Genomic DNA, 15,635 nt, shown 5'->3' with positions numbered 1-15,635 from the left:
CCTTAGCGGCTCTCGGTTTACAAAACCAAGAACCCGCATATTGCGCCAAGGGACTAATTGCGCTTCCGTGAATAGGCCGATCCAATTTCCTTAATCGGATCAGCCTATTACGGATACAGTTTACAAAATGCTATCTACCGCACATCAGAACGGGATATCGTCGTCGAGATGGGTCGACGAGGAACGGCCGCCACCGCCGCCGCCACCACCGCCCGACATGGCCGGCTGGCGCGAACCGCCGCCACCGCCACCGCCCATCGCGCCGGAGCGGCCGAAGGAGCCGCCGCCGCCCGAACGATCGTCCATGTAGCCGCCGCCACCGCCGCCTTCGCCGTACTCATCCGAGCCGCCCTGGCGGCTGTCGAGGATGGTGAGCTCGCCGCGGAAGCGCTGCAGCACGATCTCGGTGGTGTATTTCTCGACGCCGGACTGGTCCTGCCACTTGCGGGTCTGGAGCTGGCCCTCGATGTAAACCTTCGAGCCCTTCTTCAGGTACTGCTCGGCGACCTTCGCCAGGTTCTCGTTGAAGATCACGACCGAGTGCCACTCGGTGCGCTCCTTGCGCTCGCCGCTCTGCTTGTCGCGCCATGTCTCGGAGGTGGCGATGCGCAGATTGACGACAGGCTCGCCGCTGCCGAGGCGGCGCACTTCGGGATCGCGCCCGAGATTGCCGACCAGAATGACCTTGTTGACGCTACCAGCCATGACAGGCTCCATTTCCTGCGCACTTCACACAAACCGGCCGCTCGACCGGAGCCGAACCCTATCGGCCGATTAAGGCATTATCAATGATGTTCCCGTTTTGTTCAAATGGTTTTCCCCTGTCGAATCACACCGCCAGGCGGTCGCCGCAGACGAACTGCTGGAAGGCTACGGCAGGTCGCCTTCCAGCCTGACGCCGAGCGAAGCCAGCGCCCGCCAATAACCCGGATAGGTCTTGCCGACGCAGGCGGGGTCCAGGATGGTGATGCCGTTGAGCTTGAGGCCCGCCAGCGCGAAGCTCATTGCGATGCGGTGATCGGCATGGCTGTCGATCCGCGCGGGAAGGGTCTGCCCGGCGAGGGCCGGATCGGACGCGACCAGAAGATCGTCCCCCTCCTCCCGGCCGAGGCCCGGCCGGATGCGCGACAACCCCTGCGCCAGCGCCGCCACCCGGTCGCATTCCTTGACCCGCAGATTGGCGATTCCGACGAAGCGAACCGGCCGCTGGTTGAAGGCCGCGAGCACGGCGAGAGTGGGAATCGCATCCTGCATCTGCGAGCCATCGATGACGGCCGGCAGGTGCGGGAAGCTGGCGATGATCTTGTGCGCGGCCGCGTCGGGCTGGGTGAAGGCCGAGGGGGCGACACCGAGATCGATGGCACCGCCGGTCAGCACCTCAGCCGCCCAGAGATAGGTGGCGGCGGACGCATCGGGTTCGATCAGGAAGTCGGCAGCCTTATAGCCGGTCGGTTCCACCCGCCATGTCGCCGGATCCGGCTGCGAAACTATCGCCCCGAAGGCCTTCATCACCGCCAGCGTCAGATCGATATAGCCGCGCGCGCCGATTTCCTTGCCGGTCAAGGCGATCTCGACCGGGCCACGCCCGCAGGCCGCCGCCATCAGCAGCGCGGACACGTACTGGCTGGACAAGCCGCCATCGATCTCCACGCGCCCGGCAGGGAAGCTCCCCTGCCCCTCGACCGTAACCGGGGGGCAACCGCTCGGAGCCGTCACCGCCACGTCCAATGTCCGCAGCGCCTCGACCAGCGGCGCGATCGGGCGTTTGCGCATGTGCTCGTCGCCGTCGACGATCACGGTGCCGTCGACCAGCGCGGCGGCTGCGGTCAGGAAGCGTGTCGCGGTACCGGCGTTGCCGAGGAAGAGCGGCTCGGCGGGCGGTTGCAACCGGCCCGTTCCCGAGACGACGAAGGTGGTCTCATCGGGCTCGTCGACCGTGACGCCCATCGCGCGCACCGCCTGCGCCATGTGGCGGGTGTCGTCGCTCTTCAGGGCGCCGGTCAGCCGGCTCGTGCCGCCGGCCAGCGCCGCCACGAGCAAGGCGCGGTTGGTGATCGATTTCGAGCCGGGGGGCTCCACCCGGCCCCGCAGCGGCGCGCCCGGCGGAACGATCGTCAGTGCGACCGTCGCATTCATCGTCCGTAACCTTCGCCCGTTTCAAAGCCTGCGCCGAAACGGCGCGCGCAAGCTCATAGCGTGGCCGGCCCGGTTTGTCGCGGAAGAAGCGGCGAACGTCCCCGCTCCGCCCCAAAATCAGCCGTGCCGCCGGTGCGACACGAGGACGGCCTGCGCCATCCGGTCCAGCAACACGGCGAGCAGGACGATGCCGAGCCCGCCGACGAAGCCGAGGCCGGGATCGGCCCGCTGCAGACCGAGCAGGACGATCTCTCCGAGTCCCTTGGCGCCGATCATCGAAGCGACCACGACCATAGCCAGCGCCATCATGATCGCCTGGTTCAGCCCTTGCAGGATGGTGAGCCGCGCGAGCGGCAGCTCGATCAGCCAGAAGGTCTGCCGTGGCTTCAGGCCCAGCGCCCGCGAGGCCTCGATGAAACCGGGATCGACGCCGCGCAGGCCAAGTTCCGTCAGCCGCGCGAAGGGCGGCAGCGCATAGATCAGCGTCGCGACCAGTGCCGGCGCACGCCCAAGGCCGAGCACCATCGCCACCGGGATCAGATAGACGAAGCTCGGGATGGTCTGCATCAGGTCGTAGAGCGGCGCGAGCGCCCGGCCGAGGTGCGGCAGCCGCGCCGCCGCGACGCCCAGCGGCAATCCGAGCAGCACGACGAACAGCACGGCGACCGCGACCAGGGCAAGCGACTGCATCGCCTCGCCCCAGACGCCGAGCCCGGCCAGAGCCACCGGCAGGGCCGCCATCGCCAGCGCAAAGCCGATCCGCCGCGTCGCAAGCCAGGCGCCGGCTGCGACCGCCAGGACGAAAGCCGGAACCGGAATGTGCTGGAGCGCCGTCTCGACCAGCCGGACCGGGGCGGTCAGCGTCGCACCGAGGCCGTCGAGCTTGTCGCCATAGCCAGTGACGACGGCATCGACCCCGCGGTTGACGGCGGCCTGCAGCGCCTTGCCGAACTCCGGCACCAAAGCGGTCGTCACAGGCTCGACGCGACCTTCGTGGCGATATCGGCCGGCAGCCATTTGCGCCAGATGTCAGGCTGCGTCTTGAGGAAGACCACGGCCTGCTGCTCGGGCGTGACGCCCTTCTCGCGCGCCTCGGCGAGCATCTTCGAGGTCATGTCGCTGGTCGTGCCGTAGCTCTTCAGGAAGCTCGCCAGCTGGGGCGCCTTCCTGGCGAGTTCGACATTGGCGCCGATCACCACCTTGCTCGTCGGATAGGCGGTGGCGCGCTTGGGGGTGTCGCTCGCCTTCAGCTCCGCCCAAACAACCGGGTCGAACGGCGGCTCCTCGAGCTTGACGAGGTCATAGGCGCCCAGCAGCCAGCTCGGCCCCCAGTAGTAGAACAGCACCGGGCGCTTGCGCTTGAGCGCGCCCTCGATCGCAGCGACCAGTGCCTCGCCCGAGCCGCCCCGCGTATTGGTGAAATCCCCGGCGAGCCCGTAGACCGCGAGCTTCTTGGTGTTGATGCCCTCGCAGACCCAGCCGGCGACGCAGTTATAGAAGCGCCCCTTCCCCGGCTCCTCGGGATCGGCGAACAGGTCTTTGTAGCGCTTGAGATCCTCAGCGGACTTCAGGTCGGGCGCCTTGGCGTCCGGCCCGGAGACCAGATAGCGCGGCACGAACCAGCCCTCGTTGGCATCCGGGAAGGCGGTGCCCAGCGGTTCGACCTTGCCCGCCTCGGCCGCCTTGACCCAGGCCTCGACCGGGTTGGCCATCCAGATTTCCATGACGATGTCGACATCGCCGCGCGCCAGCCCGTTGACCAGAGGCGCGATGGCGCCGGGCACGCGCTCGACCTTGCAGCCGAAGCCGCGCTCGGCGATCGCGCTGGCGACGGCGGTGTGGAAGGCGGCGGAATCGTAGTCGAGGCCCGCCATCTTCAACGGGCGGTCGAGCTCGCAGGCGATGGCCGGGGCGCCGAGCCCGAGGCCGATGGCAAGCGTTGCGGCTCCAAGAAAAGCTTTCATCGTCATCGCTCCCCCGCTTGACCATGACAGAAGCCGCCGGGGCCGATCGCGCGGGCGGTTCGCGCTGTAACGCGGAGCCCGGCGAATTGATCCGTTCTTCCGGCCTCTTTGTGGGGAGCATCGCTCAAGTGGAGCGGCGAAACCACACCCTACCCTGTCAGCACCCGTCAGGACTATGCGCGTGACGGCGGCGAAGCGCAGCTGCGACGAGAAACGAGCGACGTGGCGGGGCAGTCCGTTCGCGCCCCCGACGCGGGCGATACGAAGTTCCGCTCCCCGGCAGCCGGAGAATCGTGATCGCATCGGCAGGGGACATGATCTAGTTTCACGAAACATGACCCCGCGCCTGCTCCAGACTTTCCTCGCTGTCGCGCGCTGTCGGACGGCTACGCGGGCGGCCAGCGAGCTCAACCTTGCCCAATCCAGCGTGAGCGACCAGATCCAGATCCTCGAGGACACTCTGGGAGCGAGCCTGTTCCTGCGTTCCAAGCAGGGCTTTCGTCTGACGGCCGCCGGAGAGGCGCTGGTGCCTTATGCCCAGGAAATCCTGACGACGATGGATGACGCTCAGGCCGCGGTGAAGATCGCGAGCCTCTCGGGTGACCGGTCACTTGTCATAGGCACGCTCGAGACCGTTGCGGCGGAGGTTCTGCCGGCGCTGCTCGCCGACCTCCGACAGAACCAGCCCGAGCTTCGGATGCGCATCGAGGTGGCGGGCAGCGATCACCTGCTGCAGCGCCTTCTCGACGGCTCGAACGACATAGCCTTTTTGTTCCGCAGGGGCGCTCTGGACGAAAGGCTCGCTCGGCGGGAATTTGCTCGGGAGCCTCTGGTCATGATCGGGCCGCCGGCTGTCGGAAGCGCCTTCGCGCCTCCTTCAGATCCGGTTGCCCTCGCCGCCGAGCCGTTCATTACGACCGAGCCCGGCTGCGTCTACCGGCATCTGTTCGATCAGGCCTGGCGCCGGGCCGGCCTGACGCCGCCACGGCCGTTCGCGGAGGTCGGCAGCATCGAGGCAATCGTGCGTCTCGTTGCGGCTGGCAGCGGCTATGCCCTGGTGCCTCGGCTCGCCGCGAGGGAAGCGCTCGCGCGCAGTGCCGTCGCCGCGATCCCATCGCCTGGGTTCGAACTCGTGGCGACGCTCGACATGGTATGGCGTCGCCGACGCGTTCAGTCGCCTGGCCTCACGCTCCTCCTGGCCCGGGCGGGACGAGCGCGGCGTTCTCTCAAACGAGACGATGACCACCCTCGACGTGAAGAACGGTGCCCGTCGTGAACCCATTGCCGATGAGGAAGGCTACGGCATCGGCTATGTCTTCCGGCTGACCGACGCGGCCGACCGGCAGGCGTTCCGCCATTCCGGCGAGAACCTCCGCCTTCCGCTCGCCCGCCACGGCCTGCCATATCGGCGTGTCGACCCAGCCCGGTGATACTGCGTTCACACGGATCGGAGCCAGTTCGACGGCCAGGGCCCGGACGAGGCCTTCAAGTGCCGCGTTTATCGTTGCGACCACGGTTCCCCGCGCCATCGGCCGGTAGGCCGCGATGCCGGATGTGAAGGTCAGCGATCCCCCGGCGGCGAGCCTCGGGCTGCCGTGCTTGGCGAGCAGGATCGGGCCAACGATCTTGCTGTCGATGGCGCGCCGGGCCGCGTCGAGATCGAGCGCAGGCAGCAGTTCGTAAGCGCCCGTAAAGTCGGCAGCCGTGCAGACGATGTGATCGAAAAGATCCCCGTCCGCAAACAGAGCCTGCACTTCGCCTTCTGACGTGATGTCGGCAGCGAATGTCGTGAGCAGCGGCGAAGCCCCGAGATCGTCGTGCGCGCGCCGAAGCCGGGAAGGGTTCCGGCCGACGATCGTCACATGGTCTCCGGCCCGTATCAGCCGCCGCGCAAGGGCGAAGCCCATGCCCGAGCTCCCCCCGGCGATGAGGATGCGGCGCGGGCCCGTTCTGTGGTCGGTCATCTCGATCTCCATTTCCGATCTGCCGACTGTGTTCCAGCTTTGTCGGCTCGAGGGGAAACGGAATGAACCGATGATGTCATCGGCGATGCCGATCGAAGACGAAGGGGGGCGCGCCCCGCGAATGCCACGGGCTGCTCCGACGCGGGGCTGGCGGTAAAGGCCGGCGCCGCGGCATCGGCCAGCTTACGGACCGCCCGCCAACTTCTGCTAGCGCCCCATTTCGGAAGCTGCCCCGCCCCGAGCGCGCGGAGGAGTAAGGCTCCTGTAAGGATGAGCGCGCCTAATTCTCGCATCAAATCCATGAAACGCGAGGGAGCCTGATCATGAGCGACGACCGCAACAATTCTGTTCAGTTAAATGATGCCGAACTCGAAGCAGTTGCAGGTGCCGGCAGCATGGGCAGGACCGGCATGAGCACCTTTCGCATGGTAGGGGGGCTTGTTGTGAAGATGGCGGGATCACTGCTTGGAAACGAAGGCATGACCCAACATGGTCGGGAGATGATTGCAGACGCATCATCCCGCTTGTCCGGCAAGAAAACCTGACCGAGCACAATCCACGCCGACGGGGTCTGCACTGCCAGCCCGTGATGCGCCAACAGTTGGGGCTGGCCTTCCGCCGGGAAGCAAGCATTCTCCGATGCACGCGCCGAACGTCGGCTTCCGACCACTTGTGTTGAAAAAGCCCGGTCAGCGTGAAGCTCGAACAGCCCGGCCTGCGCTTCGCTCAGCCGGACATAAACCCGGTTCTGAGCGCGCAGGCCCATTCCGGCCGTCCCGCGTGTTCGGCCTGGCGCGCCGCCGCTTCGTGGTCGTAGTCGACGGCGATGGCCTCGAAAAGGTCCGGTTGGCCTGCACCATCCAAGGTGACGATACCGTAGCGTGCGTGCGGCGAGCCTTGCTCGGAGACATGGGCCGGTGGTGTGGAATCGTCATAGGCGGGGCAGCCGATGCTGCCCGGGTTGAAGATGATGGGACCGTCCGGGATGCGGATCAGTTCCGCGCGGTGGCTGTGGCCGCACAGCGCGATGCGGCACCCGGGGTCGAGCGCCTTCAGCCGGCGCCGGATCGCCGCCAAAGGCGCGCGCACCAACTGGCTATTGACGACCGTATCGGCGAGATACTTCTCGTCGTCGTCGGGGCGAGCGTGGAAGGCGATGACGCCGGGCGCAATCTCCAGTGTAAGCGGCTGGGTGAAAAGCACTTCGCGCTGCGCCGCGGTCAGTCGCTCCCGAGCGTAGAGGTCGGAGGCCCACATCTCGTCATGGGGGTCGGCGGCGACGCGGCGGTCGTGGTTGCCGCGCACCGTCGGCAGGTTGAGCGCCTGGAGCCGTTCCATAGTCTCGCGCGGCCACAACGGACCAGAGACGCTGTCGCCGAGATTGACGAACAGCTCAGCACCACCACGCCGGCGCAGATCCTCCAGCACGGCGTCCAGGGCCAGGACATTGCCGTGGATATCGGCGAGAACGGCGATGCGCATTTTTCGGAAGCTCCAGTGATTCGCAAATGCCCGGCGATGCCGATCAATCCAAGCCTTGTTTGATAACGTCTGCCTCCGACCCAACTGAGACATATGCGACGACGGGCACCTTGGATCCTGGACGTCGAATAGAAAAACCCGGCAGGCCGAGCCCGCCGGGTCGCGATGCGAGGGTTGTTCGCAGCTCAGCCGCGCGGAGCGAAGGCCTTGAGCGCGGCGGCGGCAAGGGCCGACTTCAGGATGGCGCCCAGGACGAACGGCGTTGCGCCGAGGGCGACCGCCTTGGGCAGGCCGATGAGAACGCCGAGCCAGGCCACGCCGATCACCAGGCAGAGCGCATTGCCGGCCAGCATCGCGGCGAAGGCGAGCCCGACCCGGCTGCCGTTCCAGCCGCGCTGGGCGAGCCAACCGGTGAGCGCTGCGGCAAAGGGGAAGGCCAGCAGATAGCCGCCGGTCGGGCCGGCGAAATAGGCTGCGCCGCCGACGGCGCCGGCGAAGACGGGCAGCCCGATCGCGCCCTGGGCCAGCCAGGCGATCACGGTGACGGCGCCGAGGCGCCAGCCATAAAGCGCGCCGATCAGCGTCACCGCGAAGGTCTGCATCGTCATCGGCACCGGGTACATCGGCACCTTGATCTGCGAAGACAGCGCAAGCAGCAGACTGCCGACGATCACGGCGCCGGCCTGCCAGGCGAGCGAGCGGCTTTCCAGCCGCAGCGGGCTGAAGGATCGGCTGAGGGCAAGATCGGTCATGGTCACTCCTTCATCGAGGTCAAATTATCTATAATTTTGACCTTTGATCTATGAGAAAGTCCATATATCGATGGAAAAGGCAAGCGCGCCCTTCGTTGCGAAGCCGGTTGGCATTCCTGGGAATCTTCCGTCTGGCCCAAGCGTCATTCTCGGGCGCAGCGCAGCGGAGACCTGAGAATCTCTTGCCGGAATGGGCACGGGGAGCCCTCTTCGGCAGGAGATGCTCGGGTCAAGCCCGAGCATGACGGCCGGGTTATGTGCATCTTTACGGGGACCGAGTTCGCAGCTCTTCCCCCTCACCCGACGATCGCAAAGGCCCCGCGCGTCGCTCCCGAGGCGGTGCGGACGGGCCGCTCGCCGATCCACTGGGCATGCCGCGCCAGCGTCGCCGTCGCGGTTTCAAGGTCTCCGCTGCGCAGAGCATTCAGAATCGTGCGGTGGTCGTGATCGGTGCGCGCTTCCCATTCCGAGCGCCAGGCCGAAAACAGGAAGCGCGCGCTCGCCGCATGCAGGTCGTCGATCGTCGCGAGCAGGCGCCTCATGCCGCAGGGCGCGACCAGCGTGCGGTGAAAGCGGCGATTCGCCTCCTCCCAGGCCCGGACATCGGTCGCTGCGTCGCAATCGCGCCGGGCCCGCTCGGCCTCGTCGAGAATGGCGGCGGTGAGATGCGGCGCGGCATGGCGCAGCGCCAGCACCTCCAGCGTCGCGCGCATCGCCGCGACCTCCTTCACCTCCGACAGGTCGAAGGAGGCGACGCGGACGCCGCGGCGCGGCTCGCTGATCGCCAGCCCCTGCGCCTCCAGCCGGCGGAAGGCCTCCCGCACCGGGACATGGCTCGTCGCGAATTCCTCCGCGATGTGGTCCTGCCGTAACCGCGCTCCCGGCTCGATCGCTCCGGCGATGATCCTGTCCGCAAGGGTTCTGGCGATGCGGACGGCGATGGTGACTTCGGCAGGCTTCGTCATGTTTTATAGATAATTCGGCCGTGCGCCGGAGTCGATTGCGATCCGCCGGATCGTCCCCACATGAACCCTCGCCGCTGCTGACGTTTTCTGTCAGGACGACGGCAGCAGCCGGGACGGCTGCGTGCTATTCATGCCGGGCAGATCGCCGCGAGGCTGGAAAGGCCCGGCTTTTGCCCTATCTGTAGCGCTTCACCGCAACGGACGCCCCGATGGCCCGCAAGACCGAAACCGCCGCTGCCCAGGCCGCTGCGCTGGAAGACATGTTCGACCGCAACCGCACGGCCGATCCGAACAGCCGCGCCATCACCGTGCGCGGCGCGCGTGAGCACAACCTCAAGAACGTCGATCTCGCCATTCCCAGAGACAAGCTCGTGGTGTTCACCGGCCTCTCGGGCTCGGGCAAGTCCTCGCTCGCCTTCGACACGATCTATGCGGAAGGGCAGCGCCGCTATGTCGAGTCGCTCTCGGCCTATGCCCGCCAGTTCCTCGAGATGATGCAGAAGCCCGATGTCGACCAGATCGACGGGCTCTCTCCCGCCATCTCGATCGAGCAGAAGACGACCTCGAAGAACCCGCGCTCGACCGTGGGCACCGTCACCGAGATTCATGACTACATGCGCCTGCTCTGGGCGCGCACCGGCATCCCCTATTCGCCCGCGACCGGCCTGCCGATCGAGAGCCAGACCGTGCAGCAGATGGTCGACCGCATGACCGAGCTGCCGGAGAAGACGCGCGGCTACCTGCTCGCGCCCGTCGTGCGCGGCCGCAAGGGCGAGTTCCGCAAGGAGATGGCCGACTGGCTGAAGCGCGGCTTCCAGCGCGTCAAGGTCAATGGCGAGTTCTACGAGATCCCGGACGCCCCTGCCCTCGACAAGAAGTTCAAGCACGACATCGACGTGGTCGTGGACCGGATCGTGATCCGGCCCGACCTCGGCGCGCGGCTGGCAGATTCGCTGGAGCAGGCGCTGGAGCTGACCGACGGCATCGCGGTTTTCGAGTATGCCGACGAGAAGGAGGAGAACGGCGAGGCCAAGCGCGTCACCTTCTCGTCCAAGTTCGCCTGCCCGGTCTCCGGCTTCACCATTCCCGAGATCGAGCCGCGGCTGTTCTCGTTCAACAACCCGTTCGGCGCCTGCCCGGTCTGCGACGGCCTCGGCCACGAGATGCGGATCGACCCGGACATGATCGTGCCGGATCACTCGATGACGCTGAAGAAGGGCGCGATCGCGCCCTGGGCCAAGTCGACCTCGCCCTATTACGGTCAGACGCTGGAAGCGCTCGCCAGGCATTTCGGCTTCTCGATGACCAAGCCCTGGTCGGAGCTGCCGGAGAGCGCGCGCAAGGCGATCCTGTTCGGCACGGGCACGGAAGCCGTGCGCATGGCCTATAATGACGGCCTGCGCAGCTACGAGGTGAAGAAGCCCTTCGAGGGCGTCATCACCAATATGGAGCGGCGCTGGAAGGAGACGGAATCGGACTGGGCGCGCGAGGAGATCGGCCGCTTCATGTCCGAGACGCCCTGCGCTGCGTGCCACGGCTATCGCCTGAAGCCCGAGGCGCTGGCGGTGAAGATCGACATGCGCCATATCGGCGAGGTCTCGAAGCTCTCGGTCAAGGACGCGCTGGACTGGGTCACCAACCTGCCGTCGCGGTTGTCGAAGAAGCAGAACGAGATCGCCCCGCGCATCCTCAAGGAAATCCGCGACCGGCTGACCTTCCTGCTCGATGTCGGGCTGGAATACCTGACGCTCGCCCGCGCCTCCGGCACGCTGTCGGGCGGCGAGAGCCAGCGCATCCGCTTGGCGTCGCAGATCGGCTCGGGCCTCACCGGCGTGCTCTATGTGCTGGACGAGCCCTCGATCGGTCTGCACCAGCGCGACAATGAGCGCCTGCTCGGCACGTTGCGCCGGCTAAGAGACCTCGGCAACACCGTGATCGTGGTCGAGCATGACGAGGATGCGATCCTGACGGCCGACTATGTCGTCGATGTCGGCCCCGGCGCCGGCATCCATGGCGGCGAGATCGTCGCCAAGGGCACGCCGCAGGACATTCTCGACGACCCGAACTCGCTCACCAGCAAATACCTCACCGGCGAGATGTCGGTGCCGGTGCCGCCCAAGCGCCGCAAGGCGCAGAAGGGCCGCAGCCTCAAGATCGTCGGCGCGCGCGGCAACAACCTCAAGAATGTCGATGTCGAGATTCCCCTGGGGATGTTCACCTGCATCACCGGCGTTTCCGGCGGCGGCAAGTCGACGCTGGTGATCGACACGCTCTACAAGGCGGTGGCGCGCAAGCTGAACGGCGCGATCGACCACCCGGCCCCGCATGACCGCATCGAGGGCATCGAGCATCTCGACAAGGTCATCGATATCGACCAGTCGCCGATCGGCCGCACGCCGCGCTCGAACCCGGCGACCTATACCGGCGCCTTTACGCCGATCCGCGAATGGTTCGCCGGCCTGCCGGAGGCGAAGGCGCGCGGCTATCAGGCCGGGCGCTTCTCGTTCAACGTCAAGGGCGGCCGCTGCGAGGCCTGCCAGGGCGACGGCGTCATCAAGATCGAGATGCACTTCCTGCCGGATGTCTACGTCACCTGCGACGTCTGCAAGGGCAAGCGCTACGACCGCGAGACCCTCGAAGTGAAATACCGCGACAAGTCGATCGCCGACGTGCTCGACATGTCGGTCGAGGAGGCGAAGGGCCTGTTCAAGGCGGTGCCCTCGATCCGCGACAAGATGGAGACGCTGGCGCGCGTCGGCCTCGACTATGTCAAGGTCGGCCAGCAGGCGACGACGCTCTCGGGCGGCGAGGCGCAGCGCGTCAAGCTCTCCAAGGAGCTGTCGAAGCGCGCCACCGGCCGCACGCTCTACATCCTCGACGAGCCGACGACCGGCCTGCATTTCCACGACGTCGCCAAGCTCATGGAGGTGCTGCACGAGCTGGTCGACCAGGGCAATTCGGTGGTGGTGATCGAGCACAATCTCGAGGTGGTGAAGACCGCCGACTGGGTGATCGACATGGGCCCCGAAGGCGGCGACGGCGGCGGCCAGGTGGTGGCCGAAGGCACGCCGGAGGACATCGTCCGCATCGGCAAGGGCCACACCGCGCGCTTCCTCAAGGAAGTGCTCGACCGCCGGCCGATCAAGAAGGGGAAGAGCGTGGCACGGCAGGCAGCGGAGTAGGCGCACCACCACCGCATTAGCCGGAGAGCCAGAAAACCTAGCTCGCGAACAAACCTCATCGTCTTGTGGAACTGGCATAAACTTGGTTGCGCTGGCCATGAGCTGCAATCCAAGATCGCTTCTATGCGCTCACTGCGATTGATTCTTGCTGAAGTGTCAAAGCCGTGATCGCTAGGAATTCAGTTGCATGAATCAATTTTGTTCCCTATTTGTTCATGGCAATGGTTATGCTGAAGCGCATCCGAGATCCGATACACGGGCTCATCACGTTCAACCTCGATGATGAGGTTGATAGAGCCGCGTGGGAGCTTATCGACACACCTGAGTTTCAGCGGCTTAGGCGTGTAAAACAGCTTGGAGTATCGGAGTTTACATATCCAGGCGCCACGCATACGCGACTCGCTCACTCGATTGGGGTCTTCCATATCGCGCGTCAGTTGATGGAAGTTGCTGAACGTTACGTGCCGGGTGACAAACGAAAACCACATAGGGTTCGCGCAGCTTTATTAGCTGCGCTTTTGCACGACCTTGGCCACGGCCCATTCAGCCATGCATTTGAGAATGCTGAAAAAATCAGACTTCCTAAAGAAAAATACCGAGATCATGAGCATTGGACAGCGGAACTTATCTGCCGCAGAGATGGTAATATCCGCCGCATCCTTAAAGAGCGCTTTGGAGGGGACGGATCTGTTGCCGAGGACATCGCAGCAATGCTTCGAGGCGACGAGCAAGATCTTTATTCCTCTGTAGTTTCGAGCTCGTTCGACGCGGATCGCCTTGATTATCTACGGCGCGATCGTCTAATGACCGGCTCTGGGGCCGGAGCGATAGATTTTGATTGGCTTCTAGACAACTTGCGCGTTGTAGAGGTCACAACAATCAGCGGCGAAGACACAGAAGAAACTGGGGACACCATTCAGGCATTCGCCTTTGAAGAAAAAGCGATGCGGGCGGCTGAGAATTTCATACTTGCCAGATTTCACCTTTACTCGCAGGTTTATTTACATAAAGCTACGCGCGGCATCGAACAAATGCTGTCTGCGTTCCTGCTTGCATTCAGTGAGGAGGCAGCCAAAGGCTCGAAGGCCCACCTTGCCGTGCCGAGAGATCACCCATTGAGAGCCTATTACAGCAAGGCAACACCGGACCTAAAAAGTTATTTCGCCCTTGATGATGCGGTTGTCTGGAGCGCCTTGGAGATATCTGCTGTTAAAGGCGATGGCCCGATTCGAGATTTTGCTGAGCGCATCTGCTCTCGGAAAATCCTGAAAGGCGTTGCAATTGACATGGTAAACCCACAGCCAACCGACATTGCACGGCGCAAATTCCTCGATCAAACAATGAAAAACGATATCGGAAAGACAGTATTTGAGGATAGAGCCCCACTTTCTATTTATAAAGACCCAAGCAAAGAGAGCGTTAAGCCGCACAAGAAAGTCTACGTTCGCCGCGACGGCGGCAAGATTGTTGACATAACGTCTTTGTCAAAGCCCATCGCTGCGCTATTTCAAGAGCAAGAAATACTTCGTTATTATTTCCTTAACGATACCGATCGCAAGAAAGTCCTGAGCATCTCTGGAGAGAGCTATGCCGCAGCTTGATAATTTGGTGGTCGGCACAGTCGCCCTATCGGGCGGGGCGCTCGTTGGCCGTATTCGCATCCAAAAGGTCATATACCTCTTGGATCAGCTTGGTATGCAGAGCGGGGCACCGTTTGAGTACCATCATTACGGGCCATATTCTGAAGTGATTTCAGATGCAGTCACAGACGCGAAGTTTTGGGGAAACCTTAACGAAACAGTGAGTTTTCGTGTAGCCGATGGCGCCCCATACAGCACCTTCAAGACTGACAGCCCCCCCCCCCCGATAGTCTTGGGGCCTTGAATGCTGTGCGCGCGCGCGCGCTGTTAGAGAAATTCTCCGGATGCACGGCCACAGTACTGGAACTCGCCGCCACGGTTCATTGGCTTGCTTTCATCGAGAAAGTCGATGATTGGCGAGCCGAAATTGAAGTTCGCAAGGCAGGCAAGACGGACAATGGTCGGCTGCAAAAGGCGTTGGCTTTGTTGAGGGATATCGGCCTATCCCCAGAATGAATTATTGATCGTTTAGCAAAACGGGCAATACTCCTCGCCACCCTCTCCCGCCCCGGAGAGAGAAGCGTTGCGGCTCTGCGGCTTTCCTCCTGACACCAAACTTATCCCCGCCCCTTCTCACCCGCCCTATCCTGCCCTCGCCCATCACCCAAACGGGGCGGCCGTCCGGAGGTATGCTGGAGGTTGGGTGAGGGTCGGCGCCTGCGGGCGGGGGGTACGCCCTGCTCCCGGGAGGCTTCGGGGCACCGCCCTGGGGACACTACGGTCCCTGTGCGAGGAGCTCGCTGGAAGGCTCGGCCGGTGACGGAGGGGCATGGCGACGGCGCGACGACCCGCTGAGGGAAACTGGCGTCGAAACCGGCCCATCCCGAACCGCCTTTGCCCGATAAGCGCGGCCCGGAGCCAAAAGTCGCCGGAGCACGCAGCCAAGTGTTCGCAGGCTGCGTAAACTTGCCTGCTTGGCGCCACGGGGCGTGCGACGGGTGGCTCAATCCCGCCGCGCCGCAGCCTGGCTCAACGGTTGCGGATATCCCTCGCGCCTCGCGGCGCTCCGCCAGCCCCGCTCGCTCCCGCCGCGCATCCGCGCGGGCGGATGATCCTGCGTGCCTGACCCTAGGGAGACCCGCCATGCCGAAACGCCAGAACACCCCCACCGAGATTCCGCCGATCACCGATTTCGAGAGCTGCCAGAGGGCGCGGCCGCTGATCCTGCGCCGCTTCGCCGACATTCTCGGCGTCTGGGAGGTTTGCGCGAACAAGGCCTGCAGCCGGGCGCGCCGTTGCCAGGGCCAGGACACGGCCTGCCTGCGCGCCTTCATGCAGGCGATTCCGGACGATGAGCGCCGGGAGATCCGCTACGCGCTGGACAACCGCGCTGCCGGGCTCTCTCCCGGCGAGGCGATGGAGCGGGCGCAGGCCCGCGTCGCCGGGGAGATCGCTCGGGGCGGGGAATAACAGGGCGTCATTCTCGGGCGGAGCGCAGCGCAGACCCGAAAATCTCTAGCCGGATGAGGCGTCGGAGCCTCTTCGTCATGAGATGCTCGGGTCAAGCCCGAGCATGACGCGAGTGAGGGCGGTCGCGACGCTGGCTTACG

14 protein-coding genes are annotated in these 15,635 nt (G+C 64.8%); 6 read left to right on the top strand and 8 right to left on the bottom strand.

All coding sequences use genetic code 11. From position 1 onward, the window contains the following. Positions 1–144 precede the first annotated feature (144 nt). From ssb to AC1DNE_RS05590, 4 genes are all read right to left on the bottom strand, one after another. Positions 145–705, bottom strand: coding sequence for a single-stranded DNA-binding protein (gene ssb, locus AC1DNE_RS05605; protein ID WP_441470979.1), 561 nt, complete (start codon positions 703–705; stop codon positions 145–147). Positions 706–870: 165 nt separating this feature from the next. Continuing rightward, a complete protein-coding gene (locus tag AC1DNE_RS05600; protein WP_441470978.1) occupies positions 871–2,136 on the bottom strand; it encodes a 3-phosphoshikimate 1-carboxyvinyltransferase in 1,266 nt (421 codons plus the stop codon). Positions 2,137–2,253: 117 nt separating this feature from the next. Further along, a complete protein-coding gene (locus tag AC1DNE_RS05595; protein ID WP_441470977.1) occupies positions 2,254–3,111 on the bottom strand; it encodes an ABC transporter permease in 858 nt (285 codons plus the stop codon). After that, entirely contained in the window at positions 3,108–4,100 is a 993-nt protein-coding gene (locus AC1DNE_RS05590) for an ABC transporter substrate-binding protein (protein ID WP_441470976.1), read from the bottom strand. Before AC1DNE_RS05590 ends, AC1DNE_RS05595 begins: the two co-directional genes overlap by 4 nt. Before the next feature lie 334 nt (positions 4,101–4,434). On the opposite strand from AC1DNE_RS05590, the gene AC1DNE_RS05585 reads away from it, so the two are divergent. Further along, positions 4,435–5,376 carry a LysR family transcriptional regulator gene (locus AC1DNE_RS05585; RefSeq protein WP_441470975.1) on the top strand — a complete coding sequence of 314 codons (942 nt, stop codon included), beginning with the start codon at positions 4,435–4,437 and terminating at the stop codon, positions 5,374–5,376. Here AC1DNE_RS05585 and AC1DNE_RS05580 read toward each other — a convergent pair. After that, positions 5,327–6,064, bottom strand: coding sequence for an SDR family oxidoreductase (locus AC1DNE_RS05580; RefSeq protein ID WP_476765348.1), 738 nt, complete (start codon positions 6,062–6,064; stop codon positions 5,327–5,329). The genes AC1DNE_RS05585 and AC1DNE_RS05580 overlap by 50 nt on opposite strands. A 323-nt stretch (positions 6,065–6,387) precedes the next feature. Between AC1DNE_RS05580 and AC1DNE_RS05575 the strand changes: the two genes are divergently transcribed. Further along, positions 6,388–6,609, top strand: coding sequence for a hypothetical protein (locus AC1DNE_RS05575; RefSeq protein WP_476765333.1), 222 nt, complete (start codon positions 6,388–6,390; stop codon positions 6,607–6,609). A 181-nt stretch (positions 6,610–6,790) separates the two neighbouring features. Here AC1DNE_RS05575 and AC1DNE_RS05570 read toward each other — a convergent pair whose 3' ends face one another. From AC1DNE_RS05570 to AC1DNE_RS05560, 3 genes are all read right to left on the bottom strand, one after another. Next, positions 6,791–7,546 carry a metallophosphoesterase family protein gene (locus AC1DNE_RS05570; RefSeq protein WP_476765332.1) on the bottom strand — a complete coding sequence of 252 codons (756 nt, stop codon included), beginning with the start codon at positions 7,544–7,546 and terminating at the stop codon, positions 6,791–6,793. A 185-nt stretch (positions 7,547–7,731) separates the two neighbouring features. Then, positions 7,732–8,298, bottom strand: a complete 567-nt coding sequence (locus tag AC1DNE_RS05565; RefSeq protein ID WP_441470971.1) for a biotin transporter BioY — start codon at positions 8,296–8,298, stop codon at positions 7,732–7,734. 296 nt (positions 8,299–8,594) lie between these two features. Beyond that, positions 8,595–9,263, bottom strand: coding sequence for a GntR family transcriptional regulator (locus AC1DNE_RS05560; protein ID WP_476765331.1), 669 nt, complete (start codon positions 9,261–9,263; stop codon positions 8,595–8,597). A 260-nt stretch (positions 9,264–9,523) separates the two neighbouring features. On the opposite strand from AC1DNE_RS05560, the gene uvrA reads away from it, so the two are divergent. The 4 genes from uvrA (at position 9,524) to AC1DNE_RS05540 (ending at position 15,495) form a co-directional block, all read left to right on the top strand. Further along, on the top strand, positions 9,524–12,445 hold the full coding sequence (uvrA, locus tag AC1DNE_RS05555) for an excinuclease ABC subunit UvrA (RefSeq protein ID WP_476841003.1): 2,922 nt from the start codon (positions 9,524–9,526) through the stop codon (positions 12,443–12,445). 227 nt (positions 12,446–12,672) lie between these two features. Beyond that, entirely contained in the window at positions 12,673–14,046 is a 1,374-nt protein-coding gene (locus AC1DNE_RS05550) for an HD domain-containing protein (RefSeq protein ID WP_476765330.1), read from the top strand. 279 nt (positions 14,047–14,325) lie between these two features. After that, complete coding sequence (locus AC1DNE_RS05545; RefSeq protein ID WP_476765329.1) at positions 14,326–14,541, top strand: hypothetical protein; 216 nt, start codon at positions 14,326–14,328, stop codon at positions 14,539–14,541. Positions 14,542–15,168: 627 nt separating this feature from the next. Beyond that, positions 15,169–15,495 (top strand): hypothetical protein, encoded by a 327-nt coding sequence (locus AC1DNE_RS05540; protein ID WP_441470967.1) that lies wholly within the window; start codon positions 15,169–15,171, stop codon positions 15,493–15,495. Positions 15,496–15,635: the final 140 nt, after the last annotated feature.

This window comes from Allobosea sp. 05L423 (assembly GCF_056397745.1).
This window is presented reverse-complemented; position numbering and strand designations above follow the sequence as displayed.